Here is a 17,734-nt window from a genome sequence, read left to right on the forward strand (position 1 = left end):
GCCAACATGAGTTTGTTGACCCCCATGCTGCGCAGCAGTCCGCTGACCGCCTGGTTTAGCGATGCGCAGCGGGTGCAGGGGATGCTGGATTTTGAAGCGGCGCTGGCCCGCGCACAGGCCTCCTGTGGCATCGTGCCGCAGGAGGCCGTCGCCCCCATCGTCAGCGCCTGCCAGCATTCGGCGATCGATTTTCCGGCCCTCGGGCTGGCCGCCGCCAACGCAGGCAACCTGGCGATTCCGCTGGTGAAACAGCTCACCGCCCGGGTGAAGACGCAGGATGCCGGGGCGGCACGCTATGTTCACTGGGGGGCGACCAGCCAGGACGCTATCGACAGCGGACTGGTCCTGCAATTGCGCGGCGCGCTGGACGAAACGGAGCGGCTGCTGCAACAGTTGATCGACGGCTTCGCCATGCAGGCGGAACGTTATCAGAACACGGTAATGCCCGGTCGCACCTGGATGCAGCACGCGCTGCCGGTGACTTTTGGCCTGAAGCTGGCGGGCACGCTTGATGCGCTGCTGCGCTGGCAGCAGCGTTTGCGGGAGATGCGTCCGCGGGTGCTGGTGCTGCAGTTTGGCGGCGCGGCGGGTACCCTGGATTCGCTAAAAGCCGACGCCTCGCCGGTCGCCGCGGCGCTGGCCAGCCTGCTCGGGCTGACCCTGCCGGATACGCCGTGGCACAGCCAGCGTGACCGGTTGCTGGAGGTCGGGGCCTGGTTTGCTGGCCTGTGCGGCACGCTGGGCAAATTTGCCAATGATTTTTCTCTGCTGATGCAAACCGAAGTGGCGGAGGTCAGCGAACCGGTTGCGCAAGGGCGCGGCGGATCGTCGACCATGCCGCACAAACGCAACCCGATCGCCTGTAGCGCGATTCTCACCGCGGCCCAGCGTACGCCGGGGCTGGTGGCGACGCTTTACGCCAGCCAGATTCAGCAGCATGAGCGCGCTCTGGGCGGCTGGCAGGCCGAGTGGGAAACGCTGCCGGAGCTGATTATGCTGGTGGGCGGCGCGCTGGCGCAAAGCGATGCGCTGGTTCGCGATATGCAGGTCTTCCCGCAAAAAATGCGCGCCGATCTGGATATGACCCACGGACTGATTATGGCCGAGGCGGTGACGCTGGCGCTGGCGGCGTTTATTGGCAAAGCCGATGCCCATCACCGTATTGAGGCGCTGTGCCGTCAGGCGATCGACGAATCCCGCCCGCTGCAGGAGTTGCTGGAAAACGACCCGCTGGTCAGCCAGCACCTTGCGACCCCCCGTTTAACGCAGTTGCTGGACCCGGCCACGGCCACCGGCAGCGCCGAACGTTTTGTGCGCCAGGTCGTGGCGCGTTACAAGGAGCAACGTGATGAACCTTGATTATCAGCTGGACGGGCCGGAAGGCGCGCCGGTCATTGTGCTTTCTAACTCGCTCGGGACCACCCGCGCCATGTGGCAGCCGCAGATGGCGGCCTTAACCCAGCGCTTTCGCGTGTTGCGCTATGATACCCACGGTCATGGTCAAACCCAAAAGTCGGGCAAGGTGACGCTGGCGCAGCTTGGCGAAGATGTGATTGCGCTGCTCGATCATCTGAATATCGCCAAAGCCTGGTTTTGCGGCATCTCGATGGGCGGTCTGACCGGGCTGTGGCTGGGGCGCTTTGCTGCGGATCGTTTTTACGGTATCGCGGTGGCCAACACGGCGGCGCGCATTGGCGATCAGGCCAGCTGGCTTTCCCGCGCGCGGGCTGTGCGTCAGGAAGGCATGGACGTGGTGGCCGCCGGTGCGGCGGACCGCTGGTTCACGCGCGCCTTTCGCCAGAAGGCGCCGGAGATGGTCGAGACGCTGTGCCATCAGCTGACCCATAGCAATGCGCAAGGGTATGCCGAGTGCTGTGAAGCGCTGGCGGCAGCCGATTTGCGCAGCGAAGTCGGGCAGATTAGCGTGCCGACGTTGATTATCGCCGGTGAAAGTGACCCTGTCACTACCGTGGCCGATGCTCACTTCCTGCATCAGCAGATCCCTTCCTCGCAGGTGGTGGTGCTTTCGGCGTCACATCTGTCCAGCATTGAGTCGCCGGGGGCTTTTAGCGCGGCGCTGTCGGGATTTTTGCAGGAGAACGCGAGTGGACGATAAAACGCGTTACCAGCAGGGTATGAGCGTTCGACGCAAAGTCCTCGGCGATACCCACGTCGAGCGCACGCTGCGCAATCTGACGCCGCTCAATGACGAGTTTCAGGATTTCATCACCCGCTATGCGTGGGGAGAAACCTGGACCCGACCGGGGCTCGATCACCATACCCGCAGCATGATAACCATCGCCATGCTGATTGCGCTCAATCGCGAAGCAGAGCTGAAAATGCATCTGCGCGCGGCGTTTAATAATGGCGTGACCCGCGATGAGCTGAAAGAGTTGATTATGCACTCCGCACTGTACTGCGGGCTGCCTGCTGCCAATGCCACCATGCACCTCGCGCAGCAGGTGTTTGATGAACTGGACGGGAAACCGGCCTGACGCGGTTCTGCTGGCCGGTCTTTGCCGGCCGGCATCGTCTTATCCCTCTGTTATCTGCACGTCCGTCTCCGCGTACCGCTCCGTTTCGCCACCGTCACGGTTCCCTTCGACTGCCCGATCCTGCGGCGTCACGCTGCGCTGAGTCGGGGACCTGGCGCTGACAAAATGTGCGATCTTCTTGACACTGCGTTGACAAATATTTGCCTGGTCAGTAGTTTCAATTGTAATTACTGACCAGGCAAATATCATGAATAACCCTCCGGGTATTATTAACAATAAATTTCACTTAGGTTTGTTGATCCATCTGGCTAACCAGTTCAAGGACCAGCTGATTAGCCAGCATTTCTCCGGGATGGACATTACCGCCGCGCAGTTCAAGGTGCTGATCAGTATCTATAAAGGCTTTAACCGCCCGGTCGAGATCAGTAAAAACCTGGTCATGGACGCCGGCGCCATGAGTCGGATGGTGGATCGCATGGTCAAGCGCGAGCTGATCAGCCGCGCGCCGAATCCACAGGATAAACGCCAGGTGATTCTGGCCTTGACCGACAAAGGGCTGCTGATTTGCGAACGCTTTGTCAATGAAGCGCTGGTGTCGATCATCAGCGAACTCACCGCCAGACTCACTCCCGATGAATCCCGACAGCTGGTCTATCTGATGACAAAAATGCTGCCGGACGAGATCGTCGCCCCTCATCGCTAACGCATTCAAAAAGGTCCTGACAAGATGGAAACCACTGCGGTACAACAGGCTGAGCGTGGCAGCAAGCGCAAACGAAACTTTATTATCTTATTGATTATCCTGCTTCTTGCCGCCGGTGGCGGGGTGGCGTGGTATTTGCTGTACGCCCGCTACTATGAAACGACCGACGATGCCTATGTCAATGGCAACCAGGTGACGCTCACCCCGCAGATTGGCGGTACGGTCACGCAGGTGACGGTGGATGAGGGCGACTTTGTGCAGAAGGGGCAGCCGCTGGTGCTGCTCGACCCCAGCGATACCGAAATTGCGCTGCAGCAGGCGGAAGCCAGTCTGGCGAATACCGTTCGCCAGGTTCGCGGGCTGTACAGCACCGCGGATAACTACCGCGCGCAGGTCGCGGCGAAAAAAGTGGCCTTACAAACGGCGCAAAACGACTATGCGCGGCGGCAGAAAATCTTCCAGAGCGGGGCTATCGCCGCGGAAGACCTCGCGCACTATCGCGATGCGGTGACCAGCGCGCAAAGCGATCTTCTGGCCGCGCAGGAGGCGTTGCGCACCAATATCGCCATGGTGGATGACACTGTTATCGACAGCCACCCGGAAATTAAAAGCGCCGTCGCCACGCTGCGTCAGCGCTATCTCGACAACTCCCGCAGCACTATCGTGGCCCCGGTCAGCGGCTATGTGGCGAAGCGGGCGGTGCAGCTTGGCATGCGCGTTGATTCCGGCACGACGCTGATGGCTATCGTGCCGTTGAACGAAGTCTGGGTGGATGCCAACTTCAAAGAGAGCCAGATGAGGGCGATGCGCCTCGGACAAAAAGTGACGCTCAGCGCGGATCTGTACGGCGATAATGTCGAGTATCACGGCACCATTGAAAGCCTGGGTATTGGCACCGGTAGCGCCTTCTCGCTGCTGCCGGCGCAGAACGCCAGCGGCAACTGGATCAAAATTGTCCAGCGTCTGCCGGTGCGTATCGTGCTCGATCCGCATGATATGCAGAAGAACCCGCTGCGCGTTGGCCTGTCGATGAACGTCAGCGTCGATATTCGCCACGCCGACGGGCACCTGCTGCCGCAGCAAACCGTGAGCAGCCCGCGTTTCACCACCGATGTGTATCAAAACCCGCTGGCAGAGGCGGACAAACTGGTGGCTAAAATCCTTCATGACAACAGCAAAACGGTAGCCGCTGGCGCCCGTTAAGAGAGACGCTATGCACGATAAGGCTGCCTTTACACCGCCCAATATGTGGCTGGCGGTGCTCGCGCTGTCTCTGGCCACGTTTATGCAGGTGCTGGATACCACTATCGCCAACGTGGCGTTGCCGACGATTGCCGGCAACCTCGGGGTCAGCGCCGATCAGGGAACATGGGTGATCACCTCCTTTGCGGTGTGTAACGCCATCGCGCTGCCGCTGACCGGGTGGTTTACGCGCCGTTTCGGGCAGTTAAAGCTGTTTATCGGCTCGGTGATGATGTTTACGCTGACCTCATTCCTGTGCGGTTTCGCCCACAGCATGAGCGAGCTGATTATCTTCCGCGCGCTGCAGGGCTTTTTCGCCGGGCCGATGTTCCCGATGTGCCAGACGCTGCTGCTGGTTATTTTTCCCGCCAGCAAACGCAGTATGGCGCTGGCGCTCCTGTCGATGGTGACCGTGGTGGCACCGATTGTCGGGCCGATTACCGGCGGCTGGATAACGGACAACTACTCCTGGCCGTGGATCTTCTACATCAACGTGCCGATCGGCATCTTCGCCACTCTCGTGGTCTGGACGCAGATGCGCGAACGGCAAGAGACCACCACCCACGCCCCCATTGATTACATCGGGATTGCGCTGCTGGTGCTCGGGGTCGGGTTGCTGCAGGTGGTGCTGGATAAAGGCAACGATCTTGACTGGTTTGCCTCCGCGCAGATTATTGTGATGTCGACGATTTCCGCCATCTCGCTGGTGTCTTTCGTTATCTGGGAGCTGGGCGAGCGGCACCCGATTGTTAACCTGCGCTTGTTCAAAGATCGCAATTTTGCGATTGGGACGCTCTCGCTGACCCTGGGCTACGCGGCTTTTTTCGCTATCAATATTATTCTGCCGCAGTGGCTGCAAACGCAGATGGGCTACACGGCAATTTGGGCCGGGCTGGCCGCCGCGCCGATGGGGATCCTGCCGCTGATAATGACGCCGGTTATTGGCCGCTACGCCAATAATTTCGATTTGCGGATTCTGGCTTCGCTCTCATTTTTGACGATGGGGGCCTCCTGCCTTATCCGCGCGCAGTTCAACACCAACGTCGATTTTCGCACCATCGCCGAAGTGCAGCTGTTTATGGGGATCGGCGTGGCGTTTTTCTTTATGCCCATCACCACGATTGTGCTGTCAAACCTGAACGGCGCGGAAGTGGCGGAAGGTTCCGGGCTGGCGACCTTTTTCCGCGTGCTGGGCGGCTCGTTTGCGTCGTCGCTCACTACCTGGGTCTGGTCGCGGCGGGAAGTTTTCCACCATGCCAACCTGACGGAAAGCGTCTCCGCCTACAATCCCGCGGCGATGGACTATATCGCCAGGATGGGCGGCGCGACGCAGCAGCATATGGCGCTGATTGATAAGAGTATCGAGCAGCAGGCCTATATGATGTCGACCATCGATTATTTCTGGGTACTGGGCTGGGGCTTTATGGCGCTGATCGTGGTTATCTGGTTTGCCCGTCCGCCGTTCAGTCGCGCCGGAGCGCCGGGCGCCCCCTCGGCCGGCCACTAGCCAAAACGGGCTTGTCAATTCGCTGGTGTTCCGCTCACCGGACGTGAGGCAGAACATGCGGCCTCGGCGCCAGGTGACCGGGTTAAGGGGAAGATAACCGTCTTCCCCTTAACAATCCCCGCGGTCCCGCAAGGAAATCGGTGCTGCGCACTGCGCTCACCTCCCGGCCTGCAGCCTGCGGTCGGCTCAACTCGACCTACTCACCCCCTTTCAGGGGCTCGCTCCTGTCTCGATTCGCCTCTTGCCGCCATCCCTGGCGGCCAGCCCTTGTCTTTCGGCCTTCGGTTCGCCGATTTCAGCGGGGAGCCAGGGCCCCGCTGCAAGTTTTTTCTCCACGGAACGTCGATCGCTGCTGTTGCGTCAGGTGGGAGCGTAGCGACGGATAAGACAAAAATGCCCGTCAGTCGCTGAACTGACAGGCATGATGCAGCGCCCGGTTTTAGCCGGCAACACTACCGCTGGGCACAGCCGTTACACTGCTTGTTCTGAATCTGCTGGAAGAAGTCGTTACCTTTGTCATCCACCAGAATGAACGCCGGGAAATTTTCCACTTCGATTTTCCAGATAGCTTCCATCCCCAGTTCCGGATATGCCACGCACTCCAGGCTCTTAATACTCTGCTGGGCCAGCACCGCCGCCGGGCCGCCGATGCTGCCGAGATAGAATCCGCCGTGTTTATGACAGGCGTCGGTCACCTGCTGGCTGCGGTTACCTTTCGCCAGCATCACCATACTCGCGCCGTGGGACTGCAGCAGATCGACATAGGAGTCCATGCGTCCGGCGGTGGTCGGGCCGAGCGAGCCTGAGGCGTAACCTTCCGGCGTTTTCGCCGGACCGGCGTAGTAGATCGGGTGATCTTTCACGTACTGCGGCAGCGCTTCGCCGTTATCCAGTAGCTCTTTCAGCTTCGCGTGGGCGATATCGCGCGCCACGATGATGGTGCCGTTCAGCGTCAGACGGGTGGAGACCGGGTGGGCGGACAGTTGCGCCAGAATCTCGCTCATCGGCTGATTGAGGTTAATGCTGACCACTTTACCTTCACCTTGCTCACGCAGCGCGTGCGGGATGTACTGGCCCGGGTTGCTCTCCAGTTTTTCAATCCAGATACCGTGGCGGTTGATTTTGGCTTTGATATTGCGGTCAGCGGAGCAGGAGACGCCCATGCCGACCGGGCAGGAGGCCCCGTGGCGCGGCAGGCGAATCACGCGGATGTCGTGGGCAAAGTATTTGCCGCCGAACTGCGCGCCGAGGCCGAGCTCTTGCGCTGCCAGTAGCAGCTCCTGCTCCAGCTGAATATCACGGAACGCCTGGCCGTGTTCGTTACCTGCGGTGGGCAGACCATCGTAGTAGCGCGTGGAGGCCAGCTTGACGGTTTTCAGCGTCGCTTCCGCCGAAGTGCCGCCGATCACGAAGGCGATATGGTACGGCGGACAGGCCGCGGTGCCGAGGGTGCGCATCTTCTCAACCAGGTAATTTTTCAGCTTCGCCGGGGTAATCAGCGCTTTGGTTTCCTGATACAGATAAGTTTTGTTGGCCGAACCGCCGCCTTTCGCCATGCACAGGAATTTATACTCGTCGCCGTCAACGCTGTAGAGATCGATCTGCGCCGGCAGGTTGGTCCCGGTGTTGACCTCTTTGTACATATCCAGAGCCGCGTTCTGCGAGTAGCGCAGGTTATCTTCGGTATAGGTGTTGTAAACGCCGCGAGCCAGCGCCGCTTCATCGCCGCCGCCGGTCCACACGCGCTGACCTTTTTTACCCATGATGATCGCGGTACCGGTATCCTGGCAGGTCGGCAGCACGCCTTTCGCGGCGATTTCCGAATTGCGCAGGAACTGCAGGGCGACGTATTTGTCGTTTTCACTGGCCTGCGGGTCGAGCAGGATTGCGGCGACCTGTTTCTGATGGGAAACGCGGAGCATAAAGGCCGCATCGTGGAACGCCTGTTGGGCCAGCAGGGTCAGTCCTTCAGGTTCAACCTTCAGGATCTCCTGGCCTTCAAATTCGGCCACGGAAACATGTTCTTTGCTCAGCAGATAGTATTCAGTCTCATCTTTCGCCAGCGGAAAGGCTTCCTGATAAACAAACGGTTTAGTCGACATAGCTTAAGCTCCCTAAGAGTAAAACCGCCGGAGGAGGGCCTCCGACGGTTATGAATCAGAACATCATGGACATCCACGGATAGCCAATCAGCAGCAGGGCGGCCAGGAAGATGGCGCCGAAGATGGTGCCGAGGCGCCAGTAGTCTTTGGTCGGCAGGTAGCCGCTGCCGTAGTAAATCGGGCTTGGACCGGTACCGTACGGGGTGATGATGCCCATCACGCCGAGCGAGGTGACCATCAGCAGGACGAAGACCTGCATATTCATCCCCGGAATGGTGGAGGCGATAGTCAGCATCGCTGGCAGCAGCGCGGTGGTGTGCGCGGTGGTGCTGGCAAACAGGTAGTGCAGCAGGTAGAACGCCAGCAGCAGCACGATAGTGGCGACGCCCGGGGAGATGCCGCTCATCAGCGCGCCGCCTTCTTTGCCCAGCCAGGCAATAAAGCCGGTCGAGGAGAGGCCGTCGGCCAGCGCCACCAGGGTGGCGAACCAGACAAAGGTGTTCCATGCCGCTTTATTGTTGGTGATATCGCTCCACGACAGTACGCCGGTCCACAGCATCAGCACAATCACCAGCAGGGCGGCCAGCGCCGGTTCAATCCATTCGGCGGCGAAAATCCACATGGCCAGAGCGAAGCAGACGAACACCAGCAGCAGGATCTCATTGCGTGACAGTTTGCCCAGTTTTTCCAGCTCGCGAGCGGCCCACAGCGGCACCTCGTTGTTGACTTTCACCTCCGGCGGATAGAACCAGTAAGCCAGCAGCGGCATCGCCAGAATCAGCAGAATACCCAGCGGCAGGAAGGCGATAAACCAGGTGCCCCACGAGATATTGATGCCGACGATGCTTTTGACCAGCGCAAGGGCCAGCAGGTTTGGCGCCAGCGCCGAGAGGAACATCGAACTGGTGATACAGGCGGCGGTAATGGCCACCCACATCAGGTAGGAGCCGATGCGACGCGCGCTCGGATCGTTCGGTTTAGAACCGTACAGCGGCGGCAGGTTGGCGATAATCGGGTAGATTGTCCCGCCGCTACGCGCGGTGTTGGACGGGGTAAACGGTGCCAGCAGCAGGTCAGCAAAGGTAATGGCATAACCCAGCGTCAGGCTGCGGCGGCCGAGATATTTCACCAGGATCAGCGCCAGACGGCGACCAAACTGGGTTTTATCGTAGCCTGCGGCGAACATGAAGGCGCCGAAAATCAACCAGACGGTGGAGTTACCAAAGCCGCTGACCGCCCATTTAAACGAGGCGCCGGCCAGTTTGAATTTGGGGTCGGCCAACTGCGCCGGGTTGAACAGCAGCCACTGGCTGCACAGGGCGATGACCACCACCCCGGTAATGCCGATCACGGCGCCCGGCAGAGGTTCAAAAATCAGCCCGACAATGACGCCAACGAAGATAGCAAAGTAGTGCCAGGCATAAGGCGGTAACCCGTCAGGCACCGGCACGAAGAGTAAAAGAACTGCAACAATAATGGGCAGCGCCATCATCAGCAGGCGGTTCCTGTTTGCCGCCTTGGGACTGGCGGTACCGGCAGGCGGTATGGTTGTCTGTTTCTCTTTCATAATGAGTATCTGCGAGTAGTTGAAAATACGGTTTCGTCACGCCATAACCGTTGGTTTTTTTAATTTCAAAACTTTCTTTACTTATTAATCTTCGGTTTTACTGGTTTTTGTGACGGTTGTTTAACGCATTTTTATGGGCGTTAAATTTAATTTGTTGGTTATTTATATATTGCGCTTTGTCGCTTTATTGCAATTGATCAAGATCAATAAACTCCATATACAGAGACGTTTTTTTATTTTGCAAATAACCCTGCCGGGTGAGGTGTTTATTTGTTTAAAATATCACTAAATGTTAATTTTTAATCGAGCTATTTGTGTTTTTTAACGGCTTGTTTATTGTATATTATTGATATTATTGATATTATTGTGTTTTGTGTTGTGATTAATATGTTTTGTTATTTAACAAAGGTGGCGGATATGTTATCGATGTTTTGCTTTGTGTGAATATTGTATTTTTAATTAATAATACAATGGAGGTATTGATGTTATTGGTGGTATTAAATAGTTTTTTAACTAACGTAATTGCTTTGGTAACTAAAAATAGCGTTATATTATGAGCATGACAACAGGAATTAAGAAACACAACCAAAAACAATTCCGTCACCCAATTCTGAATTTTTAATATTTAAGATCTGGAGTGTTAATATGACCAGTAACCCACGTATATTGCGTCCTTTTACCTTACCGAATGGTACTGAGTTAAAAAACCGTTTGTTAATGGCGCCGATGACCACCTGCACCGGGTATTTTGATGGCAGCGTCACCAGCGAACTGGTGGAATACTATCGCGCTCGCGCCGGCAGCATTGGCACGATTATCGTTGAGTGCTGCTTTATCGATGACTACGGTCTGGCTTTCCCGGGCGCTATCGGCATTGACAAAGACGAGAAAATTGCCGGTCTGGCTAAAATCGCCAACGCCATCAAAGCCGAAGGGTCAAAGGCCATTCTGCAGATCTATCACGGCGGGCGTATGGTCGACCCGCAGCTGATCGGCGGCCGTCAGCCGGTGGCGCCGAGCGCGCTGGCCGCCCCGCGTGAAGGCGCCGCGATGCCGCGTGAGCTGAGCGCTGAAGAAGTTGAGGGGATGATCGGCAAATTTGGCGACGGCGTGCGTCGCGCCATTCTGGCCGGTTTTGATGGCGTGGAAATCCACGGCGCGAACACCTATCTCATCCAGCAGTTCTATTCCCCGAACTCCAACCAGCGCGATGACCAGTGGGGCGGCAGCCGCGACAACCGCGCGCGTTTCCCGCTGGCGGTGCTGGACATTACCCACAAAATGGCCAGTCAGTACGCCGATGATGCCTTTATTATCGGCTATCGCTTCTCCCCGGAAGAGCTGGAAGAGCCGGGTATCCGTTTTGACGACACCCTGTACCTGCTGGAAAAACTGGCGGCGCGCGGTCTCGACTATCTGCACTTCTCCGTCGGCGCGTCTCTGCGTCCGTCAATTGTCGATACCTGCGATCCGACGCCGCTGATTGAAAAATATTGTGCGCTGCGCTCCGAGACCCTGGCTCAAATCCCGGTGATGGGCGTTGGCGGCGTGGTCAACGCCGCGGATGCGGAGCAGGGGCTGGATCATGGTTACGATCTGATGGCCGTCGGCCGCGCCTGCATTGCTTATCCTGACTGGGCGGCGCGGATTGCTGCCGGAGAAAATCTCGAGCTGTTTATCGACAGCACCCAGCGCGAGGCGCTGAATATTCCGGAGCCGCTGTGGCGCTTCTCATTAGTTGAAGCCATGATCCGCGACATGAGCATGGGCGATGCGAAGTTTAAACCCGGCCTGTTTGTGGAAACCGTCCAGGATGATGCCAACGAACTGGTTATCAACGTCAGTCTGGAAAATGACCGCATCGCCGATATCGAACTGGCTGCTGGTCCGCGGCAGAACGTCGAGTTCACCACCAGCTTCGAAGAGATCCGCGAACGCATTTTGACCGCCAATACGCCGCACGTGGACGCGATTTCTGGCGCGACCAGCCAGAGTGAAGCGGTGAAAAAAGCGGTATCGAAAGCGCTGCTGAAATCCAGTAAAGCGCTGGCGCTGGAAGAGGGCGGCGCGGACCTGACGGCGAAAAGCTATGACGTGGTGGTGGTCGGGAGCGGCGGCGCCGGTCTGGCGGCGGCCATTCAGGCGCACGACGAAGGCGCAAGCGTCCTGATCGTTGAGAAAATGCCCACCATCGGCGGTAATACGATTAAAGCCTCTGCCGGGATGAACGCTGCGCAAACGCGCTTCCAGCGGGTGAAAGGTATTGAGGACAGCAAAGAGTTGTTCTATCAGGAAACCTTAAAAGGCGGGCACAACAAAAACAATCCGCAGCTGCTGCGTCGGTTTGTGGAAAATGCGCCGGAGGCCATCGAATGGCTGGCGCATCGCGGGATCATGCTCAATGACATCACCACCACCGGCGGGATGAGTATCGACCGGACTCACCGTCCGCGTGACGGATCTGCGGTTGGTGGCTATCTGATCAGTGGTCTGGTGCGCAATATCACTCGCCGCGGCATCGATGTGATGCTTGATACATCGGTGGAAGAGATCCTGATGGCTCACGGCGAAGTGAGCGGGGTACGTCTGCTGAATGATGAGCAGGAAAGCATCGAGGTACAGACCAAAAGTATCGTCATGGCGACCGGCGGTTTCAGCGCTAATAGCGCGATGGTGGTGAAATATCGTCCGGATCTGGCGGGTTTTGTCACCACCAACCATAAAGGGGCCACCGGCGGCGGCATTGCGCTGCTGGAGCGGATTGGTGCCGGCACCGTGGATATGGGCGAAATTCAAATTCACCCGACCGTTGAGCAGAACACCTCGTACCTGATTTCCGAATCGATTCGCGGCGGCGGCGCTATCCTGGTCAATCAACAGGGCAACCGCTTCTTCAACGAAATGGCGACCCGCGATAGAGTGTCTGCGGCGATTATCGCGCTGCCGGAGCATTATGCTTACATCGTCTTTGATGAACATGTGCGGGCGAAAAACAAAGCGGCCGACGAATATATCGCCAAAGGTCTGGTGACCAGCGCCAGCTCGCCGCGCGAACTGGCGGAGAAACTGGGGATGGATTACCATGCCTTCCTCGCCACGCTGGAACGCTACAATGGCTTTGTTGAAAATCAGCGCGATGAAGAGTTCGGTCGTACCACCGCCCTGCGCGCGCCGGTCAACGAAGGGCCGTTCCATGCGATCCGCATCGCGCCGGGGGTTCACCACACTATGGGCGGCGTGACCATTAATACTGACACCGCGGTCCTGGATACTCATCATCAGCCGATTGTCGGCGCTTATGCCGCGGGTGAGGTGGTCGGGGGGATCCACGGCGGCAACCGTATCGGCGGCAATGCCGTGGCGGATATTATTATCTTTGGCACCCTGGCGGGCCACCAGGCGGCAAAACGCGCCAGAGGCTAACGCTCAGTGATAACAGGCCGGGTTCGCCCGGCCGATTCCCGGCGGCGACCGCCTGCCCGGGTGACACAGAGGAGCTTCAACCATGTCTGGCATCTCGGGCGACCCACGCCTCTATAGTTACTCCGCTGTTTTGATGGGTTCCCCCATCCTGCTCAAACTGTTCTCCCACGATGAAGCCCTGGCTTCCCGCACCTTTCAACTGATTAAAGGCTACGAAGACCTGTTCACCGTCAACCGCGCGCACTCGGAGGTGATGGGGATTAATCATGCCGCCGGCCGCCACCCGGTCAGCGTCAGCCGCCCGGTTTATCAGCTGATCAAATGCGCGAAAGCGGCCAGTATGGTGCAGGAGAGCGCCTTTAATCTGGCGATCGGCCCGTTGGTGAAGCTATGGCGCATCGGTTTTCACGGCCACAGCGTGCCGGACGCAGCAGACATCGCCGCACGCTTAGCGCTGACCCGTCCGCAGGATGTGATCCTTGATGACGCCGCTGGCAGCGTTTTTCTCGCCCGACCGGGCATGGAGATAGACCTTGGGGCGATTGCCAAAGGCTACATTGCCGACCGGGTTCGCGATGACCTGCAGCGCCAGGGAGTGGACGCGGCGCTGATCAACCTCGGCGGCAACGTGCATACCCTGGGGGGATGGTCGATTGGTCTGAAAAAACCGTTTGCGGCCGATAATGCGCTGGTGGGAAGTCTCGACGTCGTCGGCCAGTCGGTAGTGACGTCCGGCATTTACGAGCGCTATTTTGAGCAGGACGGCCGACGCTGGCACCATATTCTCGACCCGCGCAGCGGCTATCCGCTGGATAACGAACTGGAGAGCGTGACGATAATTTCCGACGACTCGCTCGACGGCGATATCTGGACCACCTTGATCTTCGGTCTGGGGGTAGAAAAAGGCTGTGCGGCGCTGCGTCATCGCGAAGACATTGAGGCGATTTTCGTCACCAAAAATCGCGACATTATCCTCTCATCGCAGCGCCGCTTTCGTTTCCACCTGCTCGACGCCAGCTACCGGCTTACTGACTGTACTGCTTAAGCAGGCTGTACTGCTCGGCGACCAGTCGGTAGCGATAGACCGGGCGGCCGGTGGCGCCGTAGTGAATGCTGGTGTAGAGAATATTAATCTGTGCCAGCCAGATCAGATATTTCCGGCAGGAGACGCGGGAAATATTGACCGCCACCGCCAGTTCATCGGTGGAAAACTCGGTACCCGGATGGGCGTCAATCCACTGGCACAGCGTGCGCAGCGTCTGGGCGGTTAAGCCTTTCGGCAGCTTGCGCGCGTCGCTGGCTTCCGGCGCGTTGCCGTGGAGGAGGCGGTCAACATCGGCCTGCTCATAATAGGGCTGTCCGGTCATCAGTTTGCGTTTTTCGCGCCAGGCGGTCAGCGCCTCTTCGAAGCGCGGGAACTGGAATGGCTTGATCAGATAATCGACGACGCCGTAGTGCATCGAGGTCTGCACGGTGGCGGCATCGGCGGCGGAGGTAATCATTATCACGTCGACAGGGCGGCCGGAGGCGCGAATGGTCGGCAGCAGATCCAGTCCGCTGTCATGCTGCATGTAGACATCCAGCAGCACCAGATCGATCTCCTGTCCGCTATCGTTAATCATCTCCTGGGCCTTGCTCAGCGTAGACGCCGTGCCACAGCAGCGGAAGCCGGGAATTCGCGCCACATACAGGCGATTCAGTTCGGCGACCATGGCATCATCGTCAACAATTAATACATTTATCACGCACGTTTCCTTTTACTATCCCAGGGAAGATGAACAAAAAATTGGGTAAAGACGCCAGGCTCAGACTCGACGGCCAGCGTGCCGCCCAGTTCACGGAGCTGCTGGCTGGCGAGAAACAGGCCAACGCCGCGATTCTCGCCCTTGGTCGAGAAGCCTTTATTAAAGATGGCCTCAATATTCGCCGGTGGAATACCCGGCCCGTCATCGCTGACTTCGCCGCTCAGCCAGCCGTTTTGATAGTGCAGCAGCAGGCCGACTTCCCCCTCGCGTTGGCCGCTCATGGCATCCAGCGCATTCTCAATCAAATTACCCAGCACGGTGACCAGCACGGTGACCTGCTTTTCATTGGGGCAGTCGGGCACCAGGCTCTCTTCGGCTAAGTTCAGCGTGAAACCGCGCTCTTTGGCGCGCTGGATTTTACCAATCAGAAAGCCCGCGACCACCGGTGATTTGATGCGGTGCTGAATTTCGCCAATGTCCGCCTGATAAGTATGGGCGGTTTGCAGCACATACTCCTCCAGCTTGTCATAACTTTTCATGTTTAACAGGCCGAGGATCACATGCAATTTGTTCATAAATTCATGCGAGGTGGTGCGCAGCGCATCGACATAATTCACCATGCCGTCCAGCCGCTGCAACAGCTGGCTGACTTCCGTTTTATCACGGAAGGTACTGATGGCGCCGACGATGGCGTTCTGGCTGCGTACCGGCACGGTGTTGCTGATCAGCAGGAAGCCGTTGCAGCCGAGCTCGCGGTCGTAAATCGGCTCGCCGGTCTGCAAAACCTCCTGCAGATCCGCCAGTAGCGGGGTATGGGCAATCTCTTTACCGGGGCCGCTAAGCAGGATCTCGCTGGCGGCCGGGTTGATCAGCGTGACGCGACCCTCGACATCTACCGCGACAACCCCTTCTTTTAACGAATGAAGCATCGCCTGCCGCTGTTGAAACTGCGTCGAAATTTCCTGCGGCTCCAGTCCCAGCAGCACGCGCTTGAGGCCGCGCACCAGGCTCCAGGTACCGATTCCGCAGACCAGGGCGCTAAACAGCACGGTTAGCAGTACGTCCCAGCGGCCTTTGGCGATCTGCTCGTCCACTTTACTCAGCGAAATCCCGACCACCACCACGCCGATTTGCTGCTGCCTGTCGTTGAATACCGGGGTAAAGACGCGCAGCGCCGGGGCCAGCACCCCGTGATTGACGGCGACATTCTCTTTGCCATTAAAGGCGGGCTGAATATCCTCGCCGATAAACTGTTTACCAATAAGCCGGGGGTTGGGATGCGAATAGCGCACGCCGCGCATGTCGGTCACCACGGCATACAGCAGATCGTTACGCCGGGTGATGGTCAGCGCCAGCGGCTGGATGAGTCCGCTCTGCGGCGGCAGCGTCAGGGCCTGCTTCACTTCCGGCATATCGGCGAATGTGCGTGCCACCGCCAGTGCCGTATCCTTGACCCCGTCGCGGGTGGTGTCGCTTATCTGTATAAACCACAGCGCGTAGACCAGCAGCAGTACCGAACCAATCACGCTGCTAATCATAAGCGTCACCGCGGTACTCAGCTTCATACTCATCAGACGTTTGCGCACGGGCGGAATTGACTCCGCGATATCCTTCATACCATCCCCTGAACTGTTCGGCGAGGGGCTATTATCGCTGAAGGTAACCATTTCTTAAAGCTATGTAAAAAAGCAAAAACGGCGCTGAAAGAACCGGGAAGCGTGACCTCACTCGCAGGACCTCGCAATAAATATCCTTATAGTGAATATGGAGTTATTTAAAAGGAGGTTTTTATGAGCAGTAAGCCAACCGCATCAATGATGGAACGACGCCACCCTGAAACCCGTCACATCGACACGCTCGCCACCCTCGATATGCTGACTCTGCTGCATAAAGACGATCGGCAGATTGCCGACGCCGTCGGAGCCTGTTTACCGGAGATAGCGCGTCTCGTCGATAATGCCGCCGCCGCCCTGAGTCGGGGGGGACGGCTGGTGATTGTCGGCGCCGGAGCATCCGGCCGCGCGGCGCTACAGACGGTCAGTGAGTATGCGCCGGAAGAGAAGCAGGCGCTGGTTGGGCTCATTGCCGGCGGCCCGGCAGCCGCGCTGCAGGAGATGGAAACCGCCGCGAACGATTACGACCTCGGCGCGCTTGAGCTGCAGTCTGTCCGTTTTAGCAGCAACGATATGCTGCTGGCGCTGACGGTGAGCGGGCAAACGCCGTGGGTGTGGGGCGCGATGCGTCACGCCTGGTCGCTCGGCGCGCCAATTGCGGTATTAACCCAGCAGGCGGGGAGTGAAGCCGCCCAGCTGGCGGATATCATCATTGCGCCGCAAACCGGGCCAGAAGCGGTGGCGGGGTACGGTAACCCGAAAGCGCAAATGGCGCAGCGGCAGATCCTCACGATGCTGACCACCGGGCTGGCGATTCGCAGCGGCAAAGTTTACAGTAACCTGCGGGTCGATCTGCAGGCCACCAGCCCGCGCTGGACGGAACGCCAGATTGCCATCGTTATGACGGCCACCGACTGCTCGCGCAGCGAGGCCAAAGCCGCGCTGGCCAACTGCAATCAGCACGTGCGGACGGCAATCCTGATGCTGATAGCCGGACTCGATGCCTGGCAGGCGCGGGATCGACTGGCGGAAAATAACGATCGGTTGCGCCTTGCGCTGCAGGAGACCGCGCCCTCGTCGCTGAGTCGCGTAAATTGAGGGCTGCGGCGCGCAATAGCGCGCCGTTATGCCGCGACCCGGCGTGGTGATAAATAACTAAATTAACCGGCGGGAATGATTTAACCCCTTTAATTCTCGCCATTATTTGCTGGCTTTTATATTCTCGCCCGAGATTTTACTTTTTTAAGTTAAAAAAGTGTTTATTATAAATTGATTAACTGTGCGGAAGATGTAAATGATATTTTAAAATATAATGGAAATGCGTTAACATATGTGCA

The 17,734-nt window shown here is 58.1% G+C and carries 13 protein-coding genes; 9 read left to right on the forward strand and 4 right to left on the reverse strand.

All coding sequences use genetic code 11. The features are described 5' to 3' along the window. Nucleotides 1-6: 6 nt before the first annotated feature. The 6 genes from Electrica_RS11495 to Electrica_RS11520 all read left to right on the forward strand — a co-directional run bounded on the left by Electrica_RS11495 (nucleotide 7) and on the right by Electrica_RS11520 (nucleotide 5,947). On the forward strand, nucleotides 7-1,359 hold the full coding sequence (locus tag Electrica_RS11495) for a 3-carboxy-cis,cis-muconate cycloisomerase (RefSeq protein WP_141964516.1): 1,353 nt from the start codon (nucleotides 7-9) through the stop codon (nucleotides 1,357-1,359). Further along, complete coding sequence (gene pcaD, locus Electrica_RS11500; protein WP_141964517.1) at nucleotides 1,349-2,116, forward strand: 3-oxoadipate enol-lactonase; 768 nt, start codon at nucleotides 1,349-1,351, stop codon at nucleotides 2,114-2,116. The genes Electrica_RS11495 and pcaD overlap by 11 nt, the downstream gene beginning before the upstream one ends. Next, nucleotides 2,106-2,495: a 4-carboxymuconolactone decarboxylase gene (gene pcaC, locus Electrica_RS11505; protein ID WP_131049632.1), complete on the forward strand. Its 390-nt coding sequence runs from the start codon at nucleotides 2,106-2,108 to the stop codon at nucleotides 2,493-2,495. Before pcaD ends, pcaC begins: the two co-directional genes overlap by 11 nt. Nucleotides 2,496-2,742: 247 nt before the next feature. Then, a complete protein-coding gene (locus Electrica_RS11510; RefSeq protein ID WP_100685058.1) occupies nucleotides 2,743-3,198 on the forward strand; it encodes a MarR family transcriptional regulator in 456 nt (151 codons plus the stop codon). 24 nt (nucleotides 3,199-3,222) lie between these two features. After that, the gene (locus Electrica_RS11515) at nucleotides 3,223-4,401 is read left to right on the forward strand and encodes an efflux RND transporter periplasmic adaptor subunit (protein WP_100685057.1); all 1,179 of its coding nucleotides are present in this window, start codon (nucleotides 3,223-3,225) and stop codon (nucleotides 4,399-4,401) included. A 10-nt stretch (nucleotides 4,402-4,411) separates the two neighbouring features. Beyond that, nucleotides 4,412-5,947 (forward strand): DHA2 family efflux MFS transporter permease subunit, encoded by a 1,536-nt coding sequence (locus tag Electrica_RS11520; RefSeq protein WP_131049630.1) that lies wholly within the window; start codon nucleotides 4,412-4,414, stop codon nucleotides 5,945-5,947. A 452-nt stretch (nucleotides 5,948-6,399) separates the two neighbouring features. Here the strand turns inward: Electrica_RS11520 and fumA are convergent, their stop codons facing one another. Continuing rightward, the gene (gene fumA / locus Electrica_RS11525; protein WP_141964518.1) at nucleotides 6,400-8,049 is read right to left on the reverse strand and encodes a class I fumarate hydratase FumA; all 1,650 of its coding nucleotides are present in this window, start codon (nucleotides 8,047-8,049) and stop codon (nucleotides 6,400-6,402) included. Between the two features lie 55 nt (nucleotides 8,050-8,104). Next, nucleotides 8,105-9,616 carry an anion permease gene (locus Electrica_RS11530; RefSeq protein WP_100685054.1) on the reverse strand — a complete coding sequence of 504 codons (1,512 nt, stop codon included), beginning with the start codon at nucleotides 9,614-9,616 and terminating at the stop codon, nucleotides 8,105-8,107. Between the two features lie 645 nt (nucleotides 9,617-10,261). On the opposite strand from Electrica_RS11530, the gene Electrica_RS11535 reads away from it, so the two are divergent. Together Electrica_RS11535 and Electrica_RS11540 are read left to right on the forward strand one after the other, a co-directional pair. Next, nucleotides 10,262-13,039 (forward strand): flavocytochrome c, encoded by a 2,778-nt coding sequence (locus Electrica_RS11535; RefSeq protein WP_141964519.1) that lies wholly within the window; start codon nucleotides 10,262-10,264, stop codon nucleotides 13,037-13,039. An 82-nt stretch (nucleotides 13,040-13,121) separates the two neighbouring features. Continuing rightward, the gene (locus Electrica_RS11540; protein WP_131049626.1) at nucleotides 13,122-14,084 is read left to right on the forward strand and encodes an FAD:protein FMN transferase; all 963 of its coding nucleotides are present in this window, start codon (nucleotides 13,122-13,124) and stop codon (nucleotides 14,082-14,084) included. Here the strand turns inward: Electrica_RS11540 and dcuR are convergent. Both dcuR and Electrica_RS11550 read right to left on the reverse strand, forming a co-directional pair. Then, entirely contained in the window at nucleotides 14,065-14,784 is a 720-nt protein-coding gene (dcuR, locus tag Electrica_RS11545) for a two-component system response regulator DcuR (protein WP_100685050.1), read from the reverse strand. The two genes, Electrica_RS11540 and dcuR, sit on opposite strands and share 20 nt — an antisense overlap. Continuing rightward, nucleotides 14,781-16,400 carry a sensor histidine kinase gene (locus Electrica_RS11550; protein WP_141964520.1) on the reverse strand — a complete coding sequence of 540 codons (1,620 nt, stop codon included), beginning with the start codon at nucleotides 16,398-16,400 and terminating at the stop codon, nucleotides 14,781-14,783. Before Electrica_RS11550 ends, dcuR begins: the two co-directional genes overlap by 4 nt. 174 nt (nucleotides 16,401-16,574) lie before the next feature. On the opposite strand from Electrica_RS11550, the gene Electrica_RS11555 reads away from it, so the two are divergent. Continuing rightward, the gene (locus Electrica_RS11555; protein WP_141964521.1) at nucleotides 16,575-17,495 is read left to right on the forward strand and encodes an N-acetylmuramic acid 6-phosphate etherase; all 921 of its coding nucleotides are present in this window, start codon (nucleotides 16,575-16,577) and stop codon (nucleotides 17,493-17,495) included. Nucleotides 17,496-17,734: the final 239 nt, after the last annotated feature.

Source organism: Klebsiella electrica (assembly GCF_006711645.1).
Classification (GTDB): domain Bacteria; phylum Pseudomonadota; class Gammaproteobacteria; order Enterobacterales; family Enterobacteriaceae; genus Klebsiella; species Klebsiella electrica.

Coding starts and splice junctions, on each gene's coding strand:
- Electrica_RS11510 (WP_100685058.1), top strand. CDS start 2,743: ATGAATAACCCTCCGGGTATTATTAACAATAAATTTCACTTAGGTTTG.
- Electrica_RS11495 (WP_141964516.1), top strand. CDS start 7: ATGAGTTTGTTGACCCCCATGCTGCGCAGCAGTCCGCTGACCGCCTGG.
- Electrica_RS11530 (WP_100685054.1), bottom strand. CDS start 9,616: ATGAAAGAGAAACAGACAACCATACCGCCTGCCGGTACCGCCAGTCCC.
- Electrica_RS11535 (WP_141964519.1), top strand. CDS start 10,262: ATGACCAGTAACCCACGTATATTGCGTCCTTTTACCTTACCGAATGGT.
- pcaD (WP_141964517.1), top strand. CDS start 1,349: ATGAACCTTGATTATCAGCTGGACGGGCCGGAAGGCGCGCCGGTCATT.
- Electrica_RS11555 (WP_141964521.1), top strand. CDS start 16,575: ATGAGCAGTAAGCCAACCGCATCAATGATGGAACGACGCCACCCTGAA.
- Electrica_RS11550 (WP_141964520.1), bottom strand. CDS start 16,400: ATGAAGGATATCGCGGAGTCAATTCCGCCCGTGCGCAAACGTCTGATG.
- fumA (WP_141964518.1), bottom strand. CDS start 8,049: ATGTCGACTAAACCGTTTGTTTATCAGGAAGCCTTTCCGCTGGCGAAA.
- Electrica_RS11520 (WP_131049630.1), top strand. CDS start 4,412: ATGCACGATAAGGCTGCCTTTACACCGCCCAATATGTGGCTGGCGGTG.
- Electrica_RS11515 (WP_100685057.1), top strand. CDS start 3,223: ATGGAAACCACTGCGGTACAACAGGCTGAGCGTGGCAGCAAGCGCAAA.
- Electrica_RS11540 (WP_131049626.1), top strand. CDS start 13,122: ATGTCTGGCATCTCGGGCGACCCACGCCTCTATAGTTACTCCGCTGTT.